This window comes from Micromonospora sp. NPDC051543 (assembly GCF_044454415.1).
Classification (GTDB): Bacteria; Actinomycetota; Actinomycetes; order Mycobacteriales; family Micromonosporaceae; genus Micromonospora.
Genome location: NZ_JBITDT010000021.1, coordinates 24,057 through 43,532, shown reverse-complemented (window position 1 = coordinate 43,532; position 19,476 = coordinate 24,057). Strand labels below are relative to the sequence as shown.

The following is a 19,476-nucleotide window of genomic DNA, read 5'->3' as shown; positions in this document are numbered from 1 at the left end:
GCGTGGCGGGACAGGGCACTCCGGCAACGGCACTACTGGCCAAGCGCGGGATCGCGCACCGCACCCACCCGTACCGGGTGGCACCGGACGCCCCGAACTACGGCGCCCTGGTGGCGGCGGCCCTCGGCGTGGCTCCGGAGCGGGTGTTCAAGTCGCTGGTGACCGAGGTGGACGGTGTCCTCACCGTGGCGGTCGTACCGGTGACCGGTGAGCTGGACCTCAAGGCGCTCGCGGTGGCGGTCGGCGGCAAGCGGGCGGCGCTCGCCGAGCGGACGGTCGCCGAGCGGGCCACCGGCTACGTGCGGGGCGGGATCAGCCCGCTCGGGCAGCGCCGACGGCTGCCCACCGTGCTCGACGACTCCGCGCTGAACCTGCCGACGATCTACGTCTCCGCTGGTCGGCGCGGGCTGCAACTCGAACTGGCGGCGGCGGACCTGGTGGCGCTCACCGAGGCCCGTACCGCGCCGTTGCAGGCCCACTGACCTGTCGTTACATCGCCCTTTTCGCGGGATGTTCGGCGAGTAACAGTCGCGTTGCTGAATTGTTATCGCTTCCAACAAACTTGGGACCTGCGTGGTCTTGTGGTGCCAGTGTGACGCGGAATACGTTGCCGGACACAACAAAACAACACCTCCCCCACCTCCGAAAGGACCCTGCACATGCGTAAGGGGATCCTCACCATCGCCGCCGTGGGCCTGCTCGCGACCGGCGGTTTGACCGCGTGCGGCGACGACGACTCCGGCTCCGACGCCGGCGGCTCCGCCAAGACCCCGAAGATCGGCGTGATCCTCCCGGACAGCAAGTCCTCGGCCCGCTGGGAGACCGCGGACCGTCGCTTCCTGGAGGAGGCGTTCAAGGCCGCGGGCGTCAAGTACGACATCCAGAACGCCCAGAACGACAAGACCGCCTTCCAGACCATCGCCGACCAGATGATCACTAGCGGCGTCACCGCCCTGATGATCGTCAACCTGGACTCCGGCACCGGCAAGGCCGTGCTCGACAAGGCGAAGTCGCAGGGCGTCGCCACCATCGACTACGACCGGCTCACCCTGGGCGGCTCCGCCCAGTACTACGTCAGCTTCGACAACGAGGTCGTCGGCAAGCTCCAGGGTGAGGGCCTGTCGAAGTGCCTCACCGAGAAGGGCGCCAAGAACCCCGTCGTGGCGTACCTGAACGGCTCCCCCACCGACAACAACGCCACCCTGTTCAAGGCCGGCTACGACTCGGTACTCAAGCCGAAGTTCGACTCCAAGGAGTACGTCAAGGGCCCCGAGGACGCCGTGCCGGCGTGGGACAACGCGCAGGCCGCGACGATCTTCGAGCAGCAGCTCACCAAGGCCAACGGCAAGATCGACGGTGTGCTGTCCGCCAACGACGGCCTCGGCAACGCCGCCATCTCGATCCTCAAGAAGAACAAGCTCAACGGCAAGGTGCCGGTGACCGGTCAGGACGCCAGCACCGAGGGACTGCAGAACATCCTCGCCGGTGACCAGTGCATGACCGTCTACAAGGCCGTCCGCGAAGAGGCGAAGGCCGCGTCCGACCTGGCCATCGCGCTCGCCAAGGGCGAGAAGAAGGACACCGGCCAGACGGTGAAGGACCCGGAGGGCAACCGCGACGTCCCCTCGGTGCTGCTCACCCCGAAGGCTATCTACAAGGACAACATCAAGGACGTCATCGCCGACGGCTACGTGACCAAGGAAGAGGTCTGCACCGCGGCGTACGCCAAGGCCTGCGCCGACGCCGGCATCAGCTGACCGACGCCGCAGTACCCGCCGGGACGACCACCGCCGCCCGGCACGGGAGCACCTCTCCCGTGCCGGGCGGCGCCCGCCGGACGGGCCCCGACCCTCCCTGAAGGAGACCCCCGTGTCCGCGACCCCCCTGCTGGAGCTTCGCGGGATCGACAAGAGCTTCGGTCCCGTCCAGGTGCTCCGCGACGTCGCCCTGACCGTCCACCCGGGCGAAGTGACCGCGCTGGTCGGCGACAACGGCGCCGGCAAGTCGACCCTGGTGAAGTGCATCAGCGGCATCCACCCCACCGACGCCGGCGAGTTCCTGTTCAACGGCGAGCCGGTGCACATCGGCAGCCCTCGCGACGCCGCCGCGCTCGGCATCGAGGTCGTCTACCAGGACCTGGCGCTCTGCGACAACCTGGACATCGTGCAGAACATGTTCCTCGGCCGGGAGAAGCGCAGTGGTCTCGTCCTGGACGAGCCGACCATGGAACAGCTCGCCGCCGAGACACTCGCCGGGCTCTCCGTCCGCACCGTCACCTCGCTGCGCCAGCACGTGTCCAGCCTCTCCGGTGGTCAGCGCCAGACCGTGGCCATCGCCAAGGCGGTGCTGTGGAACAGCAAACTGGTCATCCTGGACGAGCCGACCGCAGCGCTCGGCGTGGCGCAGACCGCCCAGGTGCTCGAACTCGTCCGCCGCCTCGCCGACAACGGCCTGGCCGTGGTGCTCATCTCGCACAACATGAACGACGTCTTCGCCGTCGCCGACCGGATCGCCGCGCTGTACCTCGGCCAGATGGTCGCCCAGGTGAAGACCACCGACATCACCCACGCCCAGATCGTTGAGCTGATCACCGCCGGGCGTTCGGGCGGACTCGGCCTCGCCACCGAGCCGGGCAGCAACGGCGACGGCCCGCAGCCGGCCGATTCGATTCCAGGAGGCGACCGATGACCACCACCGCCGTGCGCAAGGACGGCCCGGCGGCCGTCACACCGCCGCCGACCGTCGGCGGGCACGCCCGCAACTACCTGAGTCGGGTACGCGGTGGCGACGTCGGCGGGTTGCCGGCCGTCCTCGGCCTCATCGTGCTCTGCACCGTCTTCGCGGTCATGCGGCCGTCGTCGTTCCTGTCGGCGGGAAACTTCGCCAACCTCTTCACGCAGGGCGCGGCGGTCACGCTGATCGCGATGGGCCTGGTCTTCGTGCTGCTGCTCGGCGAGATCGACCTCTCCGCCGGCTTCGCCAGCGGCGTCTGCGCGGCGGTGCTGGCCAACGTGGTCACCGTGCTCGGCTACCCCTGGTGGGTCGCCGTGCTCGCCGCGATCGCCACCGGCCTGGTCATCGGCACCAGCCTCGGGATGCTCGTCGCGAAGGTCGGCATTCCGTCCTTCGTGGTCACCCTCGCCGGCTTCCTCGCCTTCCAGGGCATCGTGCTCCTGCTGGTGAAGGAGGGCACCAACATCTCCGTCCGCGACGACGTGCTCGTCGCCATCGCCAACCGCAACCTCACCCCCACCCTGGGCTGGGCGTTCGCCATCCTCGCGGTCGTCGGCTACGCGGCGGTGCAACTGCTGCGGCACCGCAACCGGGTGGCCCGCGGCCTGATCACCGACCCGATCGCCGTGGTGGCGCTGCGGATCGCCGGGCTCGCCATCATCCTCGGCACGGCCGTGTACGTCCTCAACCTGGAACGCAGCCGCAACGTCCTGATCAGCTCGCTCAAGGGCGTGCCGATCGTGGTGCCGATCATCGCGGTGCTACTGGTCGTGTGGACGTTCGTGCTGCAACGCACCAGCTACGGCCGGCACATCTACGCCGTGGGCGGCAACCGGGAAGCGGCCCGCCGGGCCGGCATCGGCGTCGACCGCATCCGGATCTCGGTGTTCATGATCTGCTCGTCGATGGCCGCCGTCGGAGGCATCGTGGCCGCCAGCCGGGCCAACTCGGTCGACCCGAACACGGGGGGCAGTAACGTACTCCTCTACGCGGTCGGCGCGGCCGTCATCGGTGGCACCAGCCTCTTCGGCGGCAAGGGTCGCGTCCTCGACGCCGTTCTCGGCGGCGCGGTGGTGGCGGTCATCGAAAACGGAATGGGCCTGATGGGTTACAGCGCGGGAGTCAAGTACGTGGTCACCGGCGTCGTGCTCCTGCTCGCCGCCAGCGTCGACGCGCTCTCCCGCCGTCGCGCGGCAGCCACCGGCACCCGCTGACCGCGCGGGAGGTAGCACCAGCATGCGCCCGGCACCCAGCCAGGAGGAGGTTCGCCGGCAGAACCTCGGGGCCCTGCTGCGGTACGTGCACGTCCACGGGTCGACCACCCGTGCCGAGCTCACCACCGCGCTGGGGTTGAACCGGAGCACCATCGGCGCACTCACCGCCGACCTGGCCGGCGTCGGGCTGGTCAGTGAGGGAACCCCGAAGGAGACCGGCCGGGCCGGACGACCGTCCATTGTCGTCCGGCCCGAGTCGGCCCGGGTGTACGCGTACGCGTACTCCGTCGAGGTGGACCGGCTGCGCGCCGCCCGGGTCGGTCTGGGCGGCGCGGTGCTGGACCGCCGGGAGCTGGACCGCCCGCGCGGTCTGCTGGCTGCGGAGGCCGCGCCGATGCTGGCCGGCGCCGTCAAGGAGATGCAGCAGGCGGTCCCGGGCGGCGCGATCTGCGTCGGCACCGGCGTCGCGGTCTGCGGCATGGTCCGCCGGGAGGACGGCCTGGTACGGCTCGGGCCCACCACCGGCTGGGTGGACGAGCCGATCGGCGCGGCGCTCGGGGCCGAGATGAGCCTGGACGTGCCGGTCACGGTCGGCAACGTGGCCGACGTGGCGGCGTTCGCCGAGCACACCAGGGGCGTCGCGGCCGGCTGCGACAACGTCATCTACCTGTACGGCGATGTCGGCGTCGGCGCCGGGATCATCGCGGGCGGGCGTCGGCTCACCGGACACGGCGGGTACGGCGGCGAGGTCGGGCACATGAAGGTGGTCCGCGACGGTCTGCCCTGCGAGTGCGGTGCCCGGGGTTGCTGGGAGACCGAGATCGGCGAGCACGGCCTGCTGCGCGCGGCCGGACGCTCCGACGCGCGGGGACGCGACGCCCTGCTGGCCGTCTTCGACGCCGCCGACCGGGGGGACGCCCGCGCCCAGACGGCGGTACGCCAGGCGGGTGACTGGCTCGGCTTCGGGGTCGCCAACCTGGTCAACGTCTTCAACCCCGAAATGGTCATCTTCGGCGGCACCATGCGCGACCTCTACCTCGCGGCGGCGGCCCAGATCCGCAGCCGGCTCAACTCCAACGCACTCGGCGCGTGCCTGGAGCACGTCCGGCTGCGTACACCGCAACTCGGTGCGGACGCGCCCCTGATCGGGGCCGCCGAGCTGGCCTTCGAACGACTGCTCGCCGACCCCCTCGACGTGGGCTGACCCGCGTACGCTGTCCGGCGTGGACGTCGAGCTGCGCGCCTCCGACGACGACCGTCACCGGGTGGTCGCCGAGCTGCACCGGCACACCACGGTGGGCCGACTCACCCTGGACGAGTTCTCCGAACGGGTCGGCGCGGTGTGGACCTCCCGCACCCTCGGCGACCTCGCCGCGCTGACCCGGGACCTGCCGGCCCTGCCCGAGCCCGCGGCCGCGACGACGGGCGACGGCGGGATCGGGCACGGCCGCCGGGAGCTGCTGGTGCTCTTCGCCGTCGCCGCGCTCACCCTGCTGCTGCTCGGTGGCTTCCTGGCCGTCACCCGCTGATTTGAGTCGCCCGCCCGACGGCGCGCTCGACGGGGTCCGCATTTCCACGGCACGAGCGGATGAACTGATCGCACGATCAGTCCGTACCAGTGGGCGGACGGGCGGCCGGCAGGATGCGGCTGCCCGGTCCAGACGCGTTTGGTCCGGACCGAGGAGGCACCGCAGACATGGCACCGCTCAGAACCGCCCGTCGTCGGCCGGGAACCCGGATGCACCGCGCGGCGATGTTGCTCATCGCGATCATCGCGGGGGTCGGTGTCCTGCCCGGCGTGGCCATCGCCGCCCCCGCTGGCGGGCAGCAACTCAACGCCGCCGACATGACGCTGCTCAACGGTGTGCGCCTGGCCGGGCTGTGGGAGATGCCGGCCGGCCAGATGGCCGCCGAGAAGGGACAGTCGCCGAAGGTACGCGAGATCGGCGCGAACATCGCCGGCGAGCACCAGAAGCTCGACCAGCTCGTCGTCGACGCCGCCAACAAGCTCGGCGCGTCCATCCCCACCGAGCCGACGGCCGAACAGAAGGGCTGGCTGTCGGAGATGCAGAACGCCTCCGGCGCCCGGTTCGACCAGATCTTCGTGACCCGCCTCCGGGTGGCCCACGGCAAGATCTTCCCGGTGATCGGCGCGGTACGGGCCAGCACCCGCGACGCCACCGTCCGCAAGCTCTGCGAGGACGCCAACGCCTTCGTGCAGCACCACATGCAGATGCTGGAGTCCACCGGACTGGTCCGGTGGCCCGAACTGCCGCCGGCCGCGCTTCCCGCGCCCGGCAAGGATGGCCTGCTCGCCGCCGCCGGTGCGAACGCGGGGCCGCAGGTCGGGGTGAGCAGCACCGTCGTCTGGCTGGTCTTCCTCGCCGCGCTCGGTACCGGCGGGATCGCCACCTACCGGATGCTGCGCCGTAGCTGACCGACGGTCGAGGTGGCCCGGAGTCAGCGGTCGACCTGGGTGAAGTCCCAGGAGTGCGGGGCGCGGGCCACCAGCAGGGCGGGCGGATCGGGCAGCGGACGCGGGTTGCTGCGCCACTTCGAGATGACCACGACACGGTGGTCGGTGGACGAGAAGACCTCGCTGGACACGTGCAGCGGGTCATGCTCCAGCTCGGGCAGGGCGGTGTCGCACACCCAGGTGATCAGGTCGGCGACGCCGTACGCCTCGGCGCGCGCCTCCCACATCCGCACGATCATCTCTGGCGTCCCCGTCACACGCTGACCGTGGTCAACGGCAGCGCCGAGTCGGCCGGCAGATCCAGCCGGCTCGGCGCGACCCCGGCGGCGACCAGGTGCGATCCGAGCGCGGCCACCATCGCCCCGTTGTCGGTGCACAGCTTCGGCCTCGGCACCCGGACCCGGATGCCGTACTTCTCGGCCCGCTCCTCGGCCAACGCCCGCAGCCGGGAGTTCGCCGCCACTCCCCCGCCGATCACCAGCGTGTCGATCCCCTGTGCGCGGCAGGCGGCGACGGCCTTGTTGGTCAGCACGTCGCAGACCGCCTCCTGGAAGGACGCGGCCACGTCGGCGACCGGCACCGGCTCACCAGCGCGTTGCCGTGCCTCCACCCAGCGGGCCACGGCCGTCTTCAGACCGGAGAACGAGAAGTCGTACCGGTGGGCCGCCAGGTCCTTCGCGGCGGTCAGGCCACGCGGGAAGGCGATGGAGGCGGCGTCACCCGCCCGGGCCTCGCGGTCGATGGGCGGACCGCCCGGGAACGGCAACCCGAGCAGCCGGGCCACCTTGTCGAACGCCTCACCGGCCGCGTCGTCGATGGTGGCGCCGAGCGGGGTGACACCCCGGGCCAGGTCGTCGACCAGCAGCAGGGACGAGTGCCCGCCAGAGACCAGCAGCGCGATGGCCGGTTCGGGCAGCGGGCCGTGTTCCAGGGTGTCCACCGCCACGTGCGCGGCGAGGTGGTTGACGCCGTACACCGGCTTCTCGGCGGCAAGGGCGTACCCCTTGGCGGCGGCGACGCCGACGAGCAGCGCGCCGGCCAGACCCGGTCCGGAGGTGACCGCGATGGCGTCGATGTCGGCGAGGGTGACACCGGCGTCGGTGAGCGCCCGCTGCATGGTCGGCACGATGGCTTCGAGGTGGGCTCGGCTGGCCACCTCCGGCACCACGCCCCCGAAACGGGCGTGCTCCTCGACGCTGGACGCGAGCGCGTCGGCCAGCAGGGTGTGCCCGCGTACGATGCCGACGCCGGTCTCGTCGCACGAGGTCTCGATGCCCAGGATCAGCGGTTCGTCAGCCATGGTCGTGTGGTCCGTCCCCGGTCGGCTCGGCGTCGCGCCGCATGACCAGCGCGTCGGTGTTGCTCGGTTGGTAGTAGCCGCGACGCACCCCGATCGGCTCGAACCCGTACGTCGCGTAGAGGCGCTGGGCGGGGGCGTTGTCCACGGCCACCTCCAGCAGGGTGCTGCGGGCGCCCCGACGGTTCGCCTCGGCGAGCAGTTCCTCCAGGAGGACGCGGCCGACGCCACGCCGCTGGACGTCCCGCCGGACGGCGATGACCTGCACCCACACCTCGTCCGGTGGGGCGCCGGCGAGCCCGGCGTAGCCGAGCACCGCCCCGTCATTGTCGGTCGCGACCCGGTAGTGGTGCCCGTTGGCCAGCTCGTTCCAGAACATGGCTGGCGACCACTGCCCGGCGCCGAACAGGTCCGCCTCGAGCGGCATCGCCTGCTCGACGTGCCACCAGCGGAACGGTTCCAGCCGTACCGACGTCACGGGAGGACCGGTTTGCGGCCGGTGGCCGCCACGGCGTCGGGACGGCGCAGGTAGAGCGGGGTGAGTCGCTCGCCGGGAGCGCCGGCCCGGATCCGCTCGGCGGCGAGCAACGCCAGCACGGTGGCCTCCGGGTAGCGCGGTTCGACCCGGACCGGCAGGTCCAGAGTCTCGGCGTACCGGTGTGCTCCGTCGCCGACGGCGACCGTCGCGCCCAGCTCACGGGCGCGGGCTGCGGCCACCGCCGGCGAGGACACCTCGGGCCCGACGATCCGCTGGCCGGCCCCGTCGTAGACGGCCCAGTACAGCTCCTTGCGGCGGGCGTCGCTGGCGGCCAGCACCGGTTCGCCGGCAGCCGCCGGGTGGCCGATAGCGTCCAAAGAACAGACGCCGTACGTCGGAACGCCGAGCACCTGCCCCATCGTGGCGGCGGTGACCAGGCCGACCCGCAGCCCGGTGAACGGCCCGGGGCCGAGCCCGGCGACTATCGCGCCCAGGTCACGCGGGCGCGCGCCGGCGTCGGCGAGGACCGCGTCGACCTGAGGCGCGAGCAGTTCACCGTGCGCGCGGGCATCGACCGTGCACCGGTGCGCCCGGGACGTGACGCCGTCCGCCGAGATCTCCACCAACGCTGCGGTCACCGCGGGGGTCGAGCTGTCCACCACGAGTACGAGCACGGTTAGCCAGCCTAGCGGCCCCGCCACCGCCCGCCCGTGACGCCCCGCCCCTCGGCCACCACCCGGCCCACCGGCGGACGAGCAGCGCCGCGGCTCCACCCGTCGCCACGCGTCTTCCCCGACCGCCACGCCACGCGACGGCGACGGCGACGGCACCACCCTGATGAGCGTGATGCCTGTGAGTCATCTAGATGACTCACAGGCATCACGCTCATCAGCATCATTGCCGCCGCTCAGCGATGTGGCCCAGACCGTGCTGATCGCGGCCCGGAAGACCGCGAGTCGTGAATCCGCCGCAGAGCTACCGCGAACGTCTGATGCTGGGCCAGCATGCCGGGATGCCATCGACTCGCCTCGTCACCCTCCTCGGCGCCGTGCTGCGGCAACAACGCCAGCGACGCGAGCTGAGCCAGCGCCAGCTCGCCGGGCTCGCCGAGGTCAGTCAGGCGGCCGTGGCCCGGATCGAACGCGGCGAACGAGCGCCGAGCGTCCCGGTGCTGGAGCGGTTGTTCACCGCGATGGACGTGCAGGTGGTGGTCGGGGTCGAGCCGCTGGACGTACACCTCGACGCTCGCATCGACGAACTGGCCGCCCGCCCGATCGGCGAACGCATCGACGAGCTGGGCCTCAACGAGACGCTGGACCGACTGACCGACTTTCCGCAGGTGCTCACCGGCAGCACGGCGGCGCTGTTGCAGGGCGCGCCCGTGCCGGTGGACGCCGTCGAGATCGCCCTCCGCTGGCAGGACTCGAAACGGTTCACCGGCTGGCTGGAGGCAAACTACGGCCAGCGGTGGAACGCCCGGTGGGGCGAGTTCGGCGGGGTGTGGTTGGAGCCGGAGGAGCCGGGCGAGCACCGCTGGTCGACCCGGTACGGCGAGATCAGGGCGACCATGTGCGACGAGCTGCCTGAGACGATCGAGGTACGCCACGATGGCCGCGACTATCGGGTGGTGCCGCTGGTCGAGCTGGAGTTGACCGAGCCGCGGGCCGCCGACCTGCTGCGCCGCTACCGGACCCGGCGCCGCGCCGTCCAGAGCTAGATCCCCGGGACGACGCGGGCGACGCGGGTCGGGGTCAGTCGGCGGTGCGCTCCCAGTCGATGGTGGTACGGCCGGCGTCGGCGAGGGCCTTGTTGGCGGCACTGAACGGGCGGCTGCCCAGGAAGCCGCGCGGGTTCATCGGGCTCGGGTGGCCGGCCTCCAGCACGACGTGCCGAGAGTTGGTGACCAGACCGGCCTTCTTGCGGGCGTAGCCGCCCCAGAGCAGGAAGACCACCCGGTCCGGCAGGGCGTCCAGCGCCCGGATGGTGGCGTCGGTGAACTCCTCCCAGCCGGCGTTCGCGTGCGAGCCGGGGGTGGCCTGACGGACGGTCAGCACCGCGTTGAGCAGCAGCACGCCCTGCGCCGCCCAACCGTCGAGGTTGCCGCTGCGCGGCTTGGGCACGCCCAAGTCCTCGCCCAGCTCCTTGAAGACGTTGCGCAGCGAGGGCGGCACCGACACGCCCTCGCGGACGCTGAAGCTCAGCCCGTGCGCCTGCCCGGCCCGGTGGTAGGGGTCCTGCCCGAGGATCAGCACCCGGGTGGCCGCCGGCGGGCAGAGCCGGTACGCCGAGAAGAGGTCCTCCAGCGGCGGGAAGACGGTCTGCGTCGCGTACTCCCGGGCGACGAACTCGGCCAGCGCGGCCGTGCGGGCCGGGTCGAGGTGCGGGGTGAGCACGGCACGCCACTGCTCCGGCAGCAGCGCCAGCAGATCCAGGGCGGGGGCATCGTCGGGCATCAGGAACCTCTTCCAGCGCGGGTCGGTCCCCCGCACTCTAGGCATCACGTCCGACAGCGCCGCGTCCTAACCCAGCTCGGCCAACCGCCGAGCCCAGTCACCACCGACCGGATCCAGCTCGACGACCCGGGTGTCGTCGTCGCGGCGGTCGAGACGGACCCGCAGGTGCGCGTCGACCAACTGCTCCACCAGGCCCTCGCCCCACTCCACGACGGTCACCGACGCGTCCACCGAGGCGTCCAGGTCCAGGTCGTCGATCTCGGCGCGCGGGTCGCTGGCGGCGCCCAGCCGGTACGCGTCGGCGTGGACGAGGGCCACCCGACCGCCCCGGGCCGGATCGGGCCGATGGACCCGGGCGATCACGAACGTCGGCGAGGTCACGTCCCCGAGGACGTTGAGCCCGACGCCGATGCCCTGGGTGAGCGCGGTCTTGCCGGCGCCCAGCGGGCCGGTCAACAGCACCAGGTCACCGGCCCGCAGCAGCCCGGCCAGCCGGCGGCCGAACTCCCGAGTGTCCTCGACGGTCGGCAGTTTGACGACGAAACTCACCGGTCCTCCATGCTCTCCAGTGATTCGAGGAACCGCTCCAGCGCGGCGTTGACCTCGTCGGCGTGCTCCAGCATCACCACGTGACCACTGTCTTTGATCTTGATGTACTCGGCCTGCGGCAGCCGCCGGACGATCTCCTCGGAGTGGGTCACCGGCGTGATCATGTCCTTGTCGCCGACGACCACCAGCACCGGCGCGTTCGCCAACGCCGCCAGCGCCGGGAAGCGCGAGTGCGTGGCGAGGGTCCGCAGGTAGCGGGTCACCGTGTCGGCCGAGGTCCGGGAGTTCATGGTCTCCACATAGGACACCAGCCGAGGGCTGGGCTTGCGGGTGCCGAAGCCGTACTTGCGGGTCAGCAGCCAGGCCACGTTCGAGGTCGACTTGCGGGCCCTGTCGATCACCGGGCCGCCGTACCGTGTGGCGTTGCTGACCATGTAGAGCACCGGACCACCGACCCGGCCCAGCAGCGCCGGGGCGACCAACTTGGTCTCCGCGACGAGACCGCCCGACGTGGCCATCAGCACCGTGCCCACCACCCGGTCACCGAACAGCTCCGGGAACAGCTCGGCGAACGCCATGATGGTCATGCCGCCCATCGAGTGGCCGACCAGTACCAGTGGCCCTTCCGGGGCGACCCGGTCGATCACCCGGCGCAGGGTCCGGCCGAGCACGGCCAGGTCGTACTCGCCGGTCTCCAGCCGGCCGGAGCGACCGTGACCGGGCTGGTCGTACGCCACGATCCGGTAGTCGCCACGCGCGGCGAGCATCTCGCGCTGGAAGTGGAAGGTGCCCATGTCCAGGCAGAACCCGTGCACCAGCACCACCGTCGGGTGGCCCGGCACCGGGCGGGTCGGTTCGACCACCTCGACGTGGATGTCGGTGCCGTCCGGCAGCTCGAGCCGGAACGCCTCGTCGTACCGCTGCTCGCCGAAGGTCTCCTGGGCGTAGCGGTCGGCCGGGTCGGCCTTGAGCCGGCGAACCAGGGTGCGTTCGGTCGCGACGCCGGCGGCCAGGCCGGCCGCCGCCACCCCGACCGCGGCGCCGACCAGGCCGGCCACGCGGCCGGCCGCGGTCCGCGGACGCGGGATGCGGTACGCCATCAGGGGCGCTCGCCGTCGTAGACGCGCGGCACCCGGGTGCTGCCGAAACGGGTGACGATCTCGTAGTTGATCGTGCCGACCGCCTCGGCCCAGTCGTCGGCCGTCGGCTCGCCGTCGGCGCCGCTGCCGAACAGGGTCGCCACGTCGCCGTCGGCCACCGGGTCGTCGCCGCAGTCGAGCACGAACTGGTCCATGCAGACGCGCCCGGCGATCGTCCGCCGCGCGCCGGCGAGCTGCACCGGCCCGGTGTTGGAGGCGTGCCGGGGCACACCGTCGGCGTACCCGAGCGGCACCACGGCCAGGTTCGCGTCCGACTCCGTGGTGTAGGTGTGACCGTAGGAGACGCCCGTCCCGGCGGGCACCCGCTTGGTGAGCATCACCCGGGCCCGGGCGGTCATCGCCGGCCGCAGCCCGTACGTCTCGCCCGCCACCGGGGACAGTCCGTAGATGGCCAGTCCGGGGCGGACCAGGTCGAAGTGCGTGTCGGGGCGGGTCAGGGTGGCCGCCGAGTTGGCCAGGTGCCGCCACCGGGGGCGCAGCCCGGCGCGCTCGACCATGGCCAGTCCCTCGTGGAAGACGGCGAGCTGCCGGTCGGTGGTCGGGTGGCCGGGCATGTCGGCGTACACGAAGTGGCTCCACACACCGACCACCTCGACCAGGCCGTCGGCCTGGGCCTTCGCGGCGGCGTCGAGCAGGGCCGGCCAGTCGGCGACGGTGGCGCCACCCCGCGACAACCCGGTGTCGATCTTCAGGTGCAGCCGGGCGGGGCGCTCGGCACGCCGGCTCGCCTCGATCATCTCGTCCAGTTGCGGCAGGCTGGCGGCACCGAGATCCACCCCGGCGCTCACGCCCTCGTGCAGTGGCAGTCCGGGCGCGAGCAGCCACGCCAGCACGGGCGCGGTGATCCCGTTGCGGCGCAGCGTGAGCGCCTCGTCGAGGGTGCAGACGCCGAGCCAGTCGGCCCCGGCGTCCAGCGCCGCGCGGGCGGCCGGGAGCATGCCGTGGCCGTACCCGTCGGCCTTCACCACCGCCATCAGCTCGGCGGTGGTGCCGGAGCGGAGCCGGCTCACGTTCTCGCGGATCGCGTCAAGATCGACACGTACCTCGGCCTGCCACATGCGCCCAGCCTACTTTCCAGCCCGATCACCGTGGGCGGCGACGCTCGGCCCACCGCACCGGTCGGGTCGGACGGGACGATCAGCCCAGCCGGGCGACGACCGGGCGCAGCGCGGTCACCACGTCGGGCGCGGTCACCGGGCCGCCGCGGGCCGCCTCCCGACCGGCCAGCCCGTGCAGGTACGCGGCCCCGGCCGCCGCCCGGTCCGCCGGCACCCCGGCCGCCAGCAGCGAGCCGAGCAGCCCGGCCAGCACGTCGCCGGTGCCGCCGGTGGCCAGCGCCGGGGTGCCGGTCGGGTTGACGTACGCCCGGCCGTCCGGCGTGCCGATCACCGTGCGGTCCCCCTTGAGCAGCACCACCGCGTTCATCCAGGCGGCCAGTCGCAGCGCGGACCCGACGCGGTCGGCGCCCGGCTCCTCCCCGCACAGCCGGGTGAACTCCCGGTCGTGCGGGGTGACGACGATCGGCGCGTCCCGGCCGCGCAGCCGGTCGGCGAGTGAACCGTCGACCAGCAGGGTCAACGCGTCCGCGTCGAGCACCACCGGCACCGGTGTGGCCAGGACGGCCCGCAGCTCGGCCGCCGCCTCGTCTCCGGTACCCAACCCCGACCCGCACACCCACGCCTGCACACGGCCGGCATCGGCCACCCGGGGCGTGGCGATCACCGAGGGGTGCTGGTGAAGCACCTCGTCGCGGGCCCCACCGGCGTACCGGACCAGGCCCGTCGGCCCGGCGAGCGCCCCGCCGACGGAGAGCACCGCCGCGCCCGGGTACGTCGCCGAGCCGGTCGCCACCCCCACCACACCCCGGGTGTACTTCTCCGACGCCGCGCCCAACTCCGGCCACCACCGCTGAAGGTCGGACCAGTCGGTGACGTTCAGCGCGGGGGTGCCCCGCAGCCAGGGCTCCAACCCGATGTCGACCAGCTCGACCTGCCCCGCCAACGCGGCGGCCGGCCCGACCACCAGGGCGGGCTTGAGCGCGCCGAACGCGACGGTCACGTCGGCGCGGACGGCGGTCGGCCGGCCGGACGCGGACAGCGGCACGTGCCCGGTGTCCACCGCGACCCCGCTCGGCACGTCCACGGCCAGTACGGTGGCCCGCTGGCTGTCGCGCCCACGCAGGTCGCCCAGCCCCTGGACGACCTCGTCCGCGTTCGCCCGCAACCCACCCGTGCCGCCGATCCCGACGATGCCGTCCAGGACCAGGTCGACGGGGCCGACGGGGCGGTCGACCAACCGGCCACCGGCGGCCCGCAGCGCGGCCAACCCGGCGACGTGCGCCCGGCCCGGCGTGAGCAGCAGGGCGGAGACCTCGACACCCCGGCGGGCCAGCCGCTCACCGGCGTAGAGCGCGTCGCCGCCGTTGTCGCCCGAGCCCACGAGCAGCAGCACCCGGCCGCCGTACACGCCGCCGCGCTCGGCGAGCAGCAGGGCGGCCCGGCGGGCCAGCCCGGCGGCGGCGCGCTGCATCAGCGTGCCCTCCGGCAACGTGCCCATCAGCCCCGCCTCGGCGGCCCGTACGTCGGCCACCCGCCACACCGGTCTCATGTCACCCTGTCCCATCCGTTCCGCGGGCTGGCCGGCGCGGCCCACCCGGCCGACGTCACCGTTCCGCGACCACCATCGCCGAGGCGATCCCACCGTCGTGCGAGAGCGACAGATGCCAGTGGTTGATCCCACGCTCGGCGGCCACCGCCGCGACGGTTCCCGAGACGCTCAGCCACGGCCGGCCGGCCGTGTCGGGCACGATCTCGCAGTCGTGCCACCGCAGGCCGGCGGGAGCGCCGAGGGCCTTGGCGACGGCCTCCTTCGCGGCGAAGCGGGCGGCCAACGACTCCGGCGAGCGGGGACCGCCGGAACGGGTGACCCGCTCCGGCCCGGTGAAGAGCCGATCGGCGAGCAGCGGCGTCCGCGCCAGGGACCGGGTGAACCGGTCCACCAGGACGACGTCGAGGCCGACAGCGACGATCACCAGACCACCCTACCGGCGGCGGGGGCGGCAGATTAGCCGTCGGGCCCGCGGTGGGCAACGCCTGTGGACAGACCGGGGTGCGACCGCAGCCCGGCGTCCACAGGGCACCTCGCCGTGGCCCGGCTCTGCCTAGCGTTCAGCGTGTCGATGCCGATCCGACACGGGGGTGGGGTCATGACCGAGGAGCCGTTCGCCGTCCGGCCGCAGGAGCTGCGCGCGGAGGCCGGCGTGCTCGACGACGAGGCGTACCGGTTGGCGTGGGGTCTGGCGCGGGTGCCGGGGCTGCTGGTGCCGGCCCCGGGCTGGCGGACAGCCACGGCGCTGGCGGGGCTGGAGGCAGCCGGGCACGGCTGGTTCTGCCGGCTCGGTACGGCCGTGGCGGTGACCGCCGATGGCATCCGTGGGGCAGCCGCGGCGTACGAGACGGTGGACGACCGCGCCGCCGGCCGGTTCGTCACCGTGCCCCGGTGAGCGGGGTCGGCTACCGGCAGCTCTGGGCCGCCGATCCGGCTGGCTGGCGGGCGGCCGGATCGGCCTGGGCCGGGTTGACCGGCCCGGTCCAGCGGCACGCCGACGAGCTGGCCGGGACGGCCGGACGGCTGCGGACTGGCTGGTCCGGTGCGGCGGCCACGGCAGCCGACGCCCGGCTCACCGGCCTCCGCGACGAGCTGACCTCGGTGGCACCGGCGCTGATCGAGGCCGACCAGACGCTGGCCGAGTTGGCCCGGCAGCTCGCCGTGGCGAAGGCCCAGCTCGCCGAGGCGGTCGCCCGGGCCGACGCGGCCGGCCTGACCGTGGACCGGGTCGGCGGGGTACGGGCCGGTCCGGCGCAACCGGCGTCGGCAGCCGCGATCGCGGCGGCGGGAGTGGCGGTGGCCCTGCGCGCGGCGATGGGACGCGCCGACGCGGCGGATCGGGCCGCCGCCGACCGGTTGGCCGAGCTGGCCCGTGCGGCCGGCACCGGCTGGGCGTCCCCGGCACCGCCCGGCCGGCCGGACGCCGGGGCGTCGCCACCGGTCGTACGCGCCTGGTGGTCCGGGTTGACGCCGGCCCAGCGGCGCTGGCTGGTCGGGCACGAATCGGCGCTGGTCGGCGCCCTGGACGGGCTACCGGTGGCGGCCCGCGACCAGGCCAACCGCCTGCTGCTCGGCGCGCGGCGCGACGAGCTGCTGGCCGAGCGGCGGCGATTGTTGGCCCGGGTGCCGCCAGGACCGCTGGCGTCGGTGCGACTGCGCGCGCTGGCCGCGCGGTTGGCCGGCCTGGACGCGCTGACCGAGCGGCTGGCGGGCGGGGCGCCACGGGCGTACCTGCTGGGGTTGGACCCGACCGGTGAGGGGCGGGTGGTGGTGGCGCTCGACGACCCCGACCACGCCGATCGGGTGCTGACGTACGTGCCGGGGATGACCGCCGGGCTGGACGACGCCCCGGGCGAGCTGGGTCGGGCCGCCCGGGTGCTGGAGCGCTGCGCGGCGCTCGCGCCGGGTGAGCGCAGCGCGGCCGTGCTGTGGCTGGACTACGACGCTCCGGACTTCCTGACCGAGGCGGCGTCCGCCGGCCAGGCCCGGGACGCCGGGCCGGCGCTGCACCGTTTCCAGGAGGGGCTGCGCGCCACGCACGAGGGGTCGCCGGCCCGGCAGACGGTGCTCGGGCACAGCTATGGGTCGCTGGTGGTGGGGGTGACCGCCCGGGAGCACGGGCTGGCGGCCGACGCGCTGATCTTCGTCGGTTCGCCCGGGGTAGGCGTGGCGCACGCCGACGAACTGGGCGTCCCGGCCGGGCAGGTGTGGGCGAGCAGGGCACCCGACGACGTGATCCGTCTGGCCCGGCCGGTGGACGAGCTGGCCCGGCCGGCACTGCTGGGCGCCGCTCCGCTCGCCGCGGTGCTGGGTTGGCCGGATCGCACCGGCCACGAGCTGTGGTTCGGTCACGACCCGGCGGACGGCGGGTTCGGCGGTCGGGTGTTCCGCAGCGGCCGCGGTGGGCACGCCGGCTACTGGGAGCCGGACAACCCGGCGCTGGACGGGATGGCCCGCGTCGTACTGGGCCGGTAGCGGGGCCGGCCACGGGAGGCCCAGCCCTGCTGCCCGGGCGGACGACGACGGAGCCCCGGCCACCGCGGGTGCGGCGCGGCCGGGGCTCCGGGGCGTGGCTGGCGACTACTCGACGGTGACCGACTTGGCCAGGTTGCGGGGCTGGTCCACGTCGTGCCCCCGCGCCGCGGCGATCTCGGCGGCGAACACCTGCAGCGGCACGGTGGTGACGAGCGGGGCGAGCAGGGTGGGCGTACGGGGCACGTAGATCAGGTGGTCGGCGTACCGGACGACGGCCTCGTCGCCCTCCTCCGCGATCACGATGATCCGCGCGCCACGTGCCCGGACCTCCTGGATGTTGGAGACGACCTTGTCGTGCAGCATGCCGCGCCCCACCGGGGAGGGCACCACGCAGATCACCGGGGTGCCCTTGTCGATCAGGGCGATGGGGCCGTGCTTCAGCTCGCCGGCCGCGAAGCCCTCGGCGTGCATGTACGCCAGCTCCTTGAGCTTGAGCGCGCCTTCGAGGGCCACCGGGTAGCCGACGTGCCGGCCGATGAACAGCACCGTCGGCTCGGACTTCAGCTCGCGGGCCAGCTCGCGGACCGGCTCGATGCGGTCCAGCAGCTCGCGCAGCTTGCCGGGCATCTCCTGGAGCTGGGCGACGACCGCGCCGACCTCGTCGGCGAACTTGATGCCGCGTACCTGGGCCAGGTGCAGGCCGATCAGGTAACAGGCGACGACCTGGGTGAGGAACGCCTTGGTGGAGGCGACGGCGATCTCCGGCCCACCGTGGGTGTAGAGCACGGCGTCGGACTCGCGGGGGATGGTCGAGCCGTTGGTGTTGCAGATGGCGAGCACCCGGGCCTTCTGCTCCTTGGCGTGCCGCAGGGCCATCAGGGTGTCCATCGTCTCGCCGGACTGCGAGATCACCACGATGAGCGTGGACCGGTCGAGCACCGGGTCGCGGTAGCGGAACTCGCTGGCCAGCTCCACCTCGCACGGGATCCGGGTCCAGTGCTCGATGGCGTACTTGGCGACCAGGCCGGCGTGGTACGCGGTGCCGCAGGCCACGATGAAGATCTTGTCGACGTCGCGCAGATCCTGGTCGCTGAGGCGGACCTCGTCCAGGGCGATCTCGCCGCTCTCGGTGAGTCGGCCGAGCAGGGTGTCGGCGATGGCCTGCGGCTGCTCCTCGATCTCCTTGAGCATGAACCAGTCGTAACCGCCCTTCTCGGCGGCGGACGAGTCCCAGTCGATGTGGAAGTCCTTGCCGCTGGCGGGCTGACCGTCGAAGTCGGTGATCTCGATGCTGTCGCCGGTGATCAGAACGATCTGGTCCTGACCCAGCTCCACCGCCTCGCGGGTGTGCTCGATGAACGCGGCCACGTCGCTGGCCAGGTAGTTCTCACCGTCGCCCCGCCCGACGACCAGCGGCGAGTTGCGCCGGGCGCCGACGACGGCACCGGGCACGGAGGCGTCGACCGCGAGCAGGGTGAACGCGCCCTCCAGCCGCTGGCACACGACACGCATGCCGGCGGCGAGCAGCTGCGGGCCGTCCGGCTGGCCGGCGGCGCGCAGGTCGGCAAGCGCGGCGGAGAGCAGGTGCGCGGCGCACTCGGTGTCGGTGTCGCTGGTGAACTGGACGCCGTCGGCCTCCAGTTCGGCGCGGAGCCGGGCGAAGTTCTCGATGATGCCGTTGTGGATCACCGCGACGCGGCCGTCGGGCGCGAAGTGCGGGTGGGCGTTGCGGTCGGTCGGCCCGCCGTGGGTGGCCCACCGGGTGTGCCCGATGCCGGTGGTGCCGTCACCGATGCCGATCGGACTGGCCGCGCAGGAGGTCGGGTCGTCGGCGGCACGCTCGGAGAGCACCTTTTCGAGGTTGGCGAGCTTGCCGGCCTTCTTCTCGGTCAGGAGCTGGTCGTCGCAGACGATGGCGACGCCCGCCGAGTCGTAGCCCCGATATTCCAGCCGCCGCAGCCCGTCGAGCACGATGCTCAGCGCCGGGCGCGCGCCGGCGTATCCCACGATTCCACACATGGCCCGCAGCCTAAC

Annotated in this window: 21 protein-coding genes; 10 read left to right on the top strand and 11 right to left on the bottom strand. The window is 73.0% G+C overall.

Features of this window, described 5'->3' with window-relative positions; genetic code table 11:
• Positions 1–2 precede the first annotated feature (2 nt).
• The 7 genes from ybaK (at position 3) to ACIA3K_RS28470 (ending at position 6,384) form a co-directional block, all read left to right on the top strand.
• Positions 3–482, top strand: a complete 480-nt coding sequence (ybaK, locus tag ACIA3K_RS28500; RefSeq protein WP_396804688.1) for a Cys-tRNA(Pro) deacylase — start codon at positions 3–5, stop codon at positions 480–482.
• 177 nt (positions 483–659) lie between these two features.
• A complete protein-coding gene (locus ACIA3K_RS28495; protein ID WP_396804687.1) occupies positions 660–1,757 on the top strand; it encodes a sugar ABC transporter substrate-binding protein in 1,098 nt (365 codons plus the stop codon).
• A 112-nt stretch (positions 1,758–1,869) separates the two neighbouring features.
• Positions 1,870–2,688, top strand: a complete 819-nt coding sequence (locus ACIA3K_RS28490) for an ATP-binding cassette domain-containing protein (RefSeq protein ID WP_396804686.1) — start codon at positions 1,870–1,872, stop codon at positions 2,686–2,688.
• The gene (locus tag ACIA3K_RS28485) at positions 2,685–3,947 is read left to right on the top strand and encodes a sugar ABC transporter permease (protein ID WP_396804685.1); all 1,263 of its coding nucleotides are present in this window, start codon (positions 2,685–2,687) and stop codon (positions 3,945–3,947) included. The genes ACIA3K_RS28490 and ACIA3K_RS28485 overlap by 4 nt, the downstream gene beginning before the upstream one ends.
• Before the next feature lie 22 nt (positions 3,948–3,969).
• Entirely contained in the window at positions 3,970–5,151 is a 1,182-nt protein-coding gene (locus ACIA3K_RS28480) for an ROK family protein (RefSeq protein ID WP_396804684.1), read from the top strand.
• 19 nt (positions 5,152–5,170) lie between these two features.
• Positions 5,171–5,476 (top strand): DUF1707 domain-containing protein, encoded by a 306-nt coding sequence (locus ACIA3K_RS28475; protein ID WP_396804683.1) that lies wholly within the window; start codon positions 5,171–5,173, stop codon positions 5,474–5,476.
• 167 nt (positions 5,477–5,643) lie between these two features.
• Positions 5,644–6,384, top strand: a complete 741-nt coding sequence (locus ACIA3K_RS28470) for a DUF4142 domain-containing protein (protein ID WP_396804682.1) — start codon at positions 5,644–5,646, stop codon at positions 6,382–6,384.
• Between the two features lie 23 nt (positions 6,385–6,407).
• On the opposite strand, the gene ACIA3K_RS28465 is transcribed toward ACIA3K_RS28470, so the two are convergent.
• Genes ACIA3K_RS28465 through tsaB form a run of 4 tightly spaced genes read right to left on the bottom strand, consistent with a single transcriptional unit; the run spans position 6,408 to position 8,872 of the window.
• Positions 6,408–6,662 (bottom strand): hypothetical protein, encoded by a 255-nt coding sequence (locus ACIA3K_RS28465; RefSeq protein WP_053660576.1) that lies wholly within the window; start codon positions 6,660–6,662, stop codon positions 6,408–6,410.
• Between the two features lie 14 nt (positions 6,663–6,676).
• Positions 6,677–7,723, bottom strand: a complete 1,047-nt coding sequence (gene tsaD, locus ACIA3K_RS28460) for a tRNA (adenosine(37)-N6)-threonylcarbamoyltransferase complex transferase subunit TsaD (protein WP_396804681.1) — start codon at positions 7,721–7,723, stop codon at positions 6,677–6,679.
• The gene (rimI, locus tag ACIA3K_RS28455; protein ID WP_396804680.1) at positions 7,716–8,198 is read right to left on the bottom strand and encodes a ribosomal protein S18-alanine N-acetyltransferase; all 483 of its coding nucleotides are present in this window, start codon (positions 8,196–8,198) and stop codon (positions 7,716–7,718) included. Before rimI ends, tsaD begins: the two co-directional genes overlap by 8 nt.
• Positions 8,195–8,872: a tRNA (adenosine(37)-N6)-threonylcarbamoyltransferase complex dimerization subunit type 1 TsaB gene (gene tsaB / locus ACIA3K_RS28450; protein WP_396804679.1), complete on the bottom strand. Its 678-nt coding sequence runs from the start codon at positions 8,870–8,872 to the stop codon at positions 8,195–8,197. The genes rimI and tsaB overlap by 4 nt, the downstream gene beginning before the upstream one ends.
• 338 nt (positions 8,873–9,210) lie before the next feature.
• On the opposite strand from tsaB, the gene ACIA3K_RS28445 reads away from it, so the two are divergent.
• Positions 9,211–9,915 (top strand): helix-turn-helix domain-containing protein, encoded by a 705-nt coding sequence (locus ACIA3K_RS28445; RefSeq protein ID WP_396804678.1) that lies wholly within the window; start codon positions 9,211–9,213, stop codon positions 9,913–9,915.
• Positions 9,916–9,949: 34 nt separating this feature from the next.
• Here the strand turns inward: ACIA3K_RS28445 and ung are convergent, their stop codons facing one another.
• The 6 genes from ung to ACIA3K_RS28415 form a co-directional block, all read right to left on the bottom strand.
• Positions 9,950–10,651: a uracil-DNA glycosylase gene (gene ung, locus ACIA3K_RS28440; protein ID WP_396804677.1), complete on the bottom strand. Its 702-nt coding sequence runs from the start codon at positions 10,649–10,651 to the stop codon at positions 9,950–9,952.
• A 66-nt stretch (positions 10,652–10,717) separates the two neighbouring features.
• Positions 10,718–11,200 carry a tRNA (adenosine(37)-N6)-threonylcarbamoyltransferase complex ATPase subunit type 1 TsaE gene (tsaE, locus tag ACIA3K_RS28435; protein WP_396804676.1) on the bottom strand — a complete coding sequence of 161 codons (483 nt, stop codon included), beginning with the start codon at positions 11,198–11,200 and terminating at the stop codon, positions 10,718–10,720.
• Positions 11,197–12,300, bottom strand: a complete 1,104-nt coding sequence (locus ACIA3K_RS28430) for an alpha/beta fold hydrolase (RefSeq protein ID WP_396804675.1) — start codon at positions 12,298–12,300, stop codon at positions 11,197–11,199. The genes tsaE and ACIA3K_RS28430 overlap by 4 nt, the downstream gene beginning before the upstream one ends.
• Positions 12,300–13,418 carry an alanine racemase gene (alr, locus tag ACIA3K_RS28425; RefSeq protein ID WP_396804674.1) on the bottom strand — a complete coding sequence of 373 codons (1,119 nt, stop codon included), beginning with the start codon at positions 13,416–13,418 and terminating at the stop codon, positions 12,300–12,302. The genes ACIA3K_RS28430 and alr overlap by 1 nt, the downstream gene beginning before the upstream one ends.
• 79 nt (positions 13,419–13,497) lie before the next feature.
• Positions 13,498–14,967 (bottom strand): NAD(P)H-hydrate dehydratase, encoded by a 1,470-nt coding sequence (locus tag ACIA3K_RS28420; protein WP_396804673.1) that lies wholly within the window; start codon positions 14,965–14,967, stop codon positions 13,498–13,500.
• Positions 14,968–15,022: 55 nt separating this feature from the next.
• Entirely contained in the window at positions 15,023–15,391 is a 369-nt protein-coding gene (locus tag ACIA3K_RS28415; RefSeq protein WP_396804672.1) for a holo-ACP synthase, read from the bottom strand.
• A gap of 174 nt (positions 15,392–15,565) precedes the next feature.
• Between ACIA3K_RS28415 and ACIA3K_RS28410 the strand changes: the two genes are divergently transcribed.
• The gene (locus ACIA3K_RS28410) at positions 15,566–15,862 is read left to right on the top strand and encodes a hypothetical protein (RefSeq protein ID WP_396804671.1); all 297 of its coding nucleotides are present in this window, start codon (positions 15,566–15,568) and stop codon (positions 15,860–15,862) included.
• Positions 15,859–17,442 (top strand): alpha/beta hydrolase, encoded by a 1,584-nt coding sequence (locus ACIA3K_RS28405; RefSeq protein WP_396804670.1) that lies wholly within the window; start codon positions 15,859–15,861, stop codon positions 17,440–17,442. Before ACIA3K_RS28410 ends, ACIA3K_RS28405 begins: the two co-directional genes overlap by 4 nt.
• Before the next feature lie 105 nt (positions 17,443–17,547).
• Here the strand turns inward: ACIA3K_RS28405 and glmS are convergent, their stop codons facing one another.
• The gene (gene glmS, locus ACIA3K_RS28400) at positions 17,548–19,461 is read right to left on the bottom strand and encodes a glutamine--fructose-6-phosphate transaminase (isomerizing) (RefSeq protein WP_396804669.1); all 1,914 of its coding nucleotides are present in this window, start codon (positions 19,459–19,461) and stop codon (positions 17,548–17,550) included.
• Positions 19,462–19,476: the final 15 nt, after the last annotated feature.

Excerpts from the sequence above, each read along its gene's own strand:
- ACIA3K_RS28495 (WP_396804687.1), top strand. The coding sequence starts at position 660 with ATGCGTAAGGGGATCCTCACCATCGCCGCCGTGGGCCTGCTCGCGACC.
- ACIA3K_RS28485 (WP_396804685.1), top strand. The coding sequence starts at position 2,685 with ATGACCACCACCGCCGTGCGCAAGGACGGCCCGGCGGCCGTCACACCG.
- ACIA3K_RS28480 (WP_396804684.1), top strand. The coding sequence starts at position 3,970 with ATGCGCCCGGCACCCAGCCAGGAGGAGGTTCGCCGGCAGAACCTCGGG.
- ACIA3K_RS28470 (WP_396804682.1), top strand. The coding sequence starts at position 5,644 with ATGGCACCGCTCAGAACCGCCCGTCGTCGGCCGGGAACCCGGATGCAC.
- ACIA3K_RS28465 (WP_053660576.1), bottom strand. The coding sequence starts at position 6,662 with ATGATCGTGCGGATGTGGGAGGCGCGCGCCGAGGCGTACGGCGTCGCC.
- tsaD (WP_396804681.1), bottom strand. The coding sequence starts at position 7,723 with ATGGCTGACGAACCGCTGATCCTGGGCATCGAGACCTCGTGCGACGAG.
- ACIA3K_RS28445 (WP_396804678.1), top strand. The coding sequence starts at position 9,211 with ATGCCATCGACTCGCCTCGTCACCCTCCTCGGCGCCGTGCTGCGGCAA.
- ung (WP_396804677.1), bottom strand. The coding sequence starts at position 10,651 with ATGCCCGACGATGCCCCCGCCCTGGATCTGCTGGCGCTGCTGCCGGAG.
- ACIA3K_RS28430 (WP_396804675.1), bottom strand. The coding sequence starts at position 12,300 with ATGGCGTACCGCATCCCGCGTCCGCGGACCGCGGCCGGCCGCGTGGCC.
- alr (WP_396804674.1), bottom strand. The coding sequence starts at position 13,418 with ATGTGGCAGGCCGAGGTACGTGTCGATCTTGACGCGATCCGCGAGAAC.
- ACIA3K_RS28420 (WP_396804673.1), bottom strand. The coding sequence starts at position 14,967 with ATGAGACCGGTGTGGCGGGTGGCCGACGTACGGGCCGCCGAGGCGGGG.
- ACIA3K_RS28410 (WP_396804671.1), top strand. The coding sequence starts at position 15,566 with ATGACCGAGGAGCCGTTCGCCGTCCGGCCGCAGGAGCTGCGCGCGGAG.
- glmS (WP_396804669.1), bottom strand. The coding sequence starts at position 19,461 with ATGTGTGGAATCGTGGGATACGCCGGCGCGCGCCCGGCGCTGAGCATC.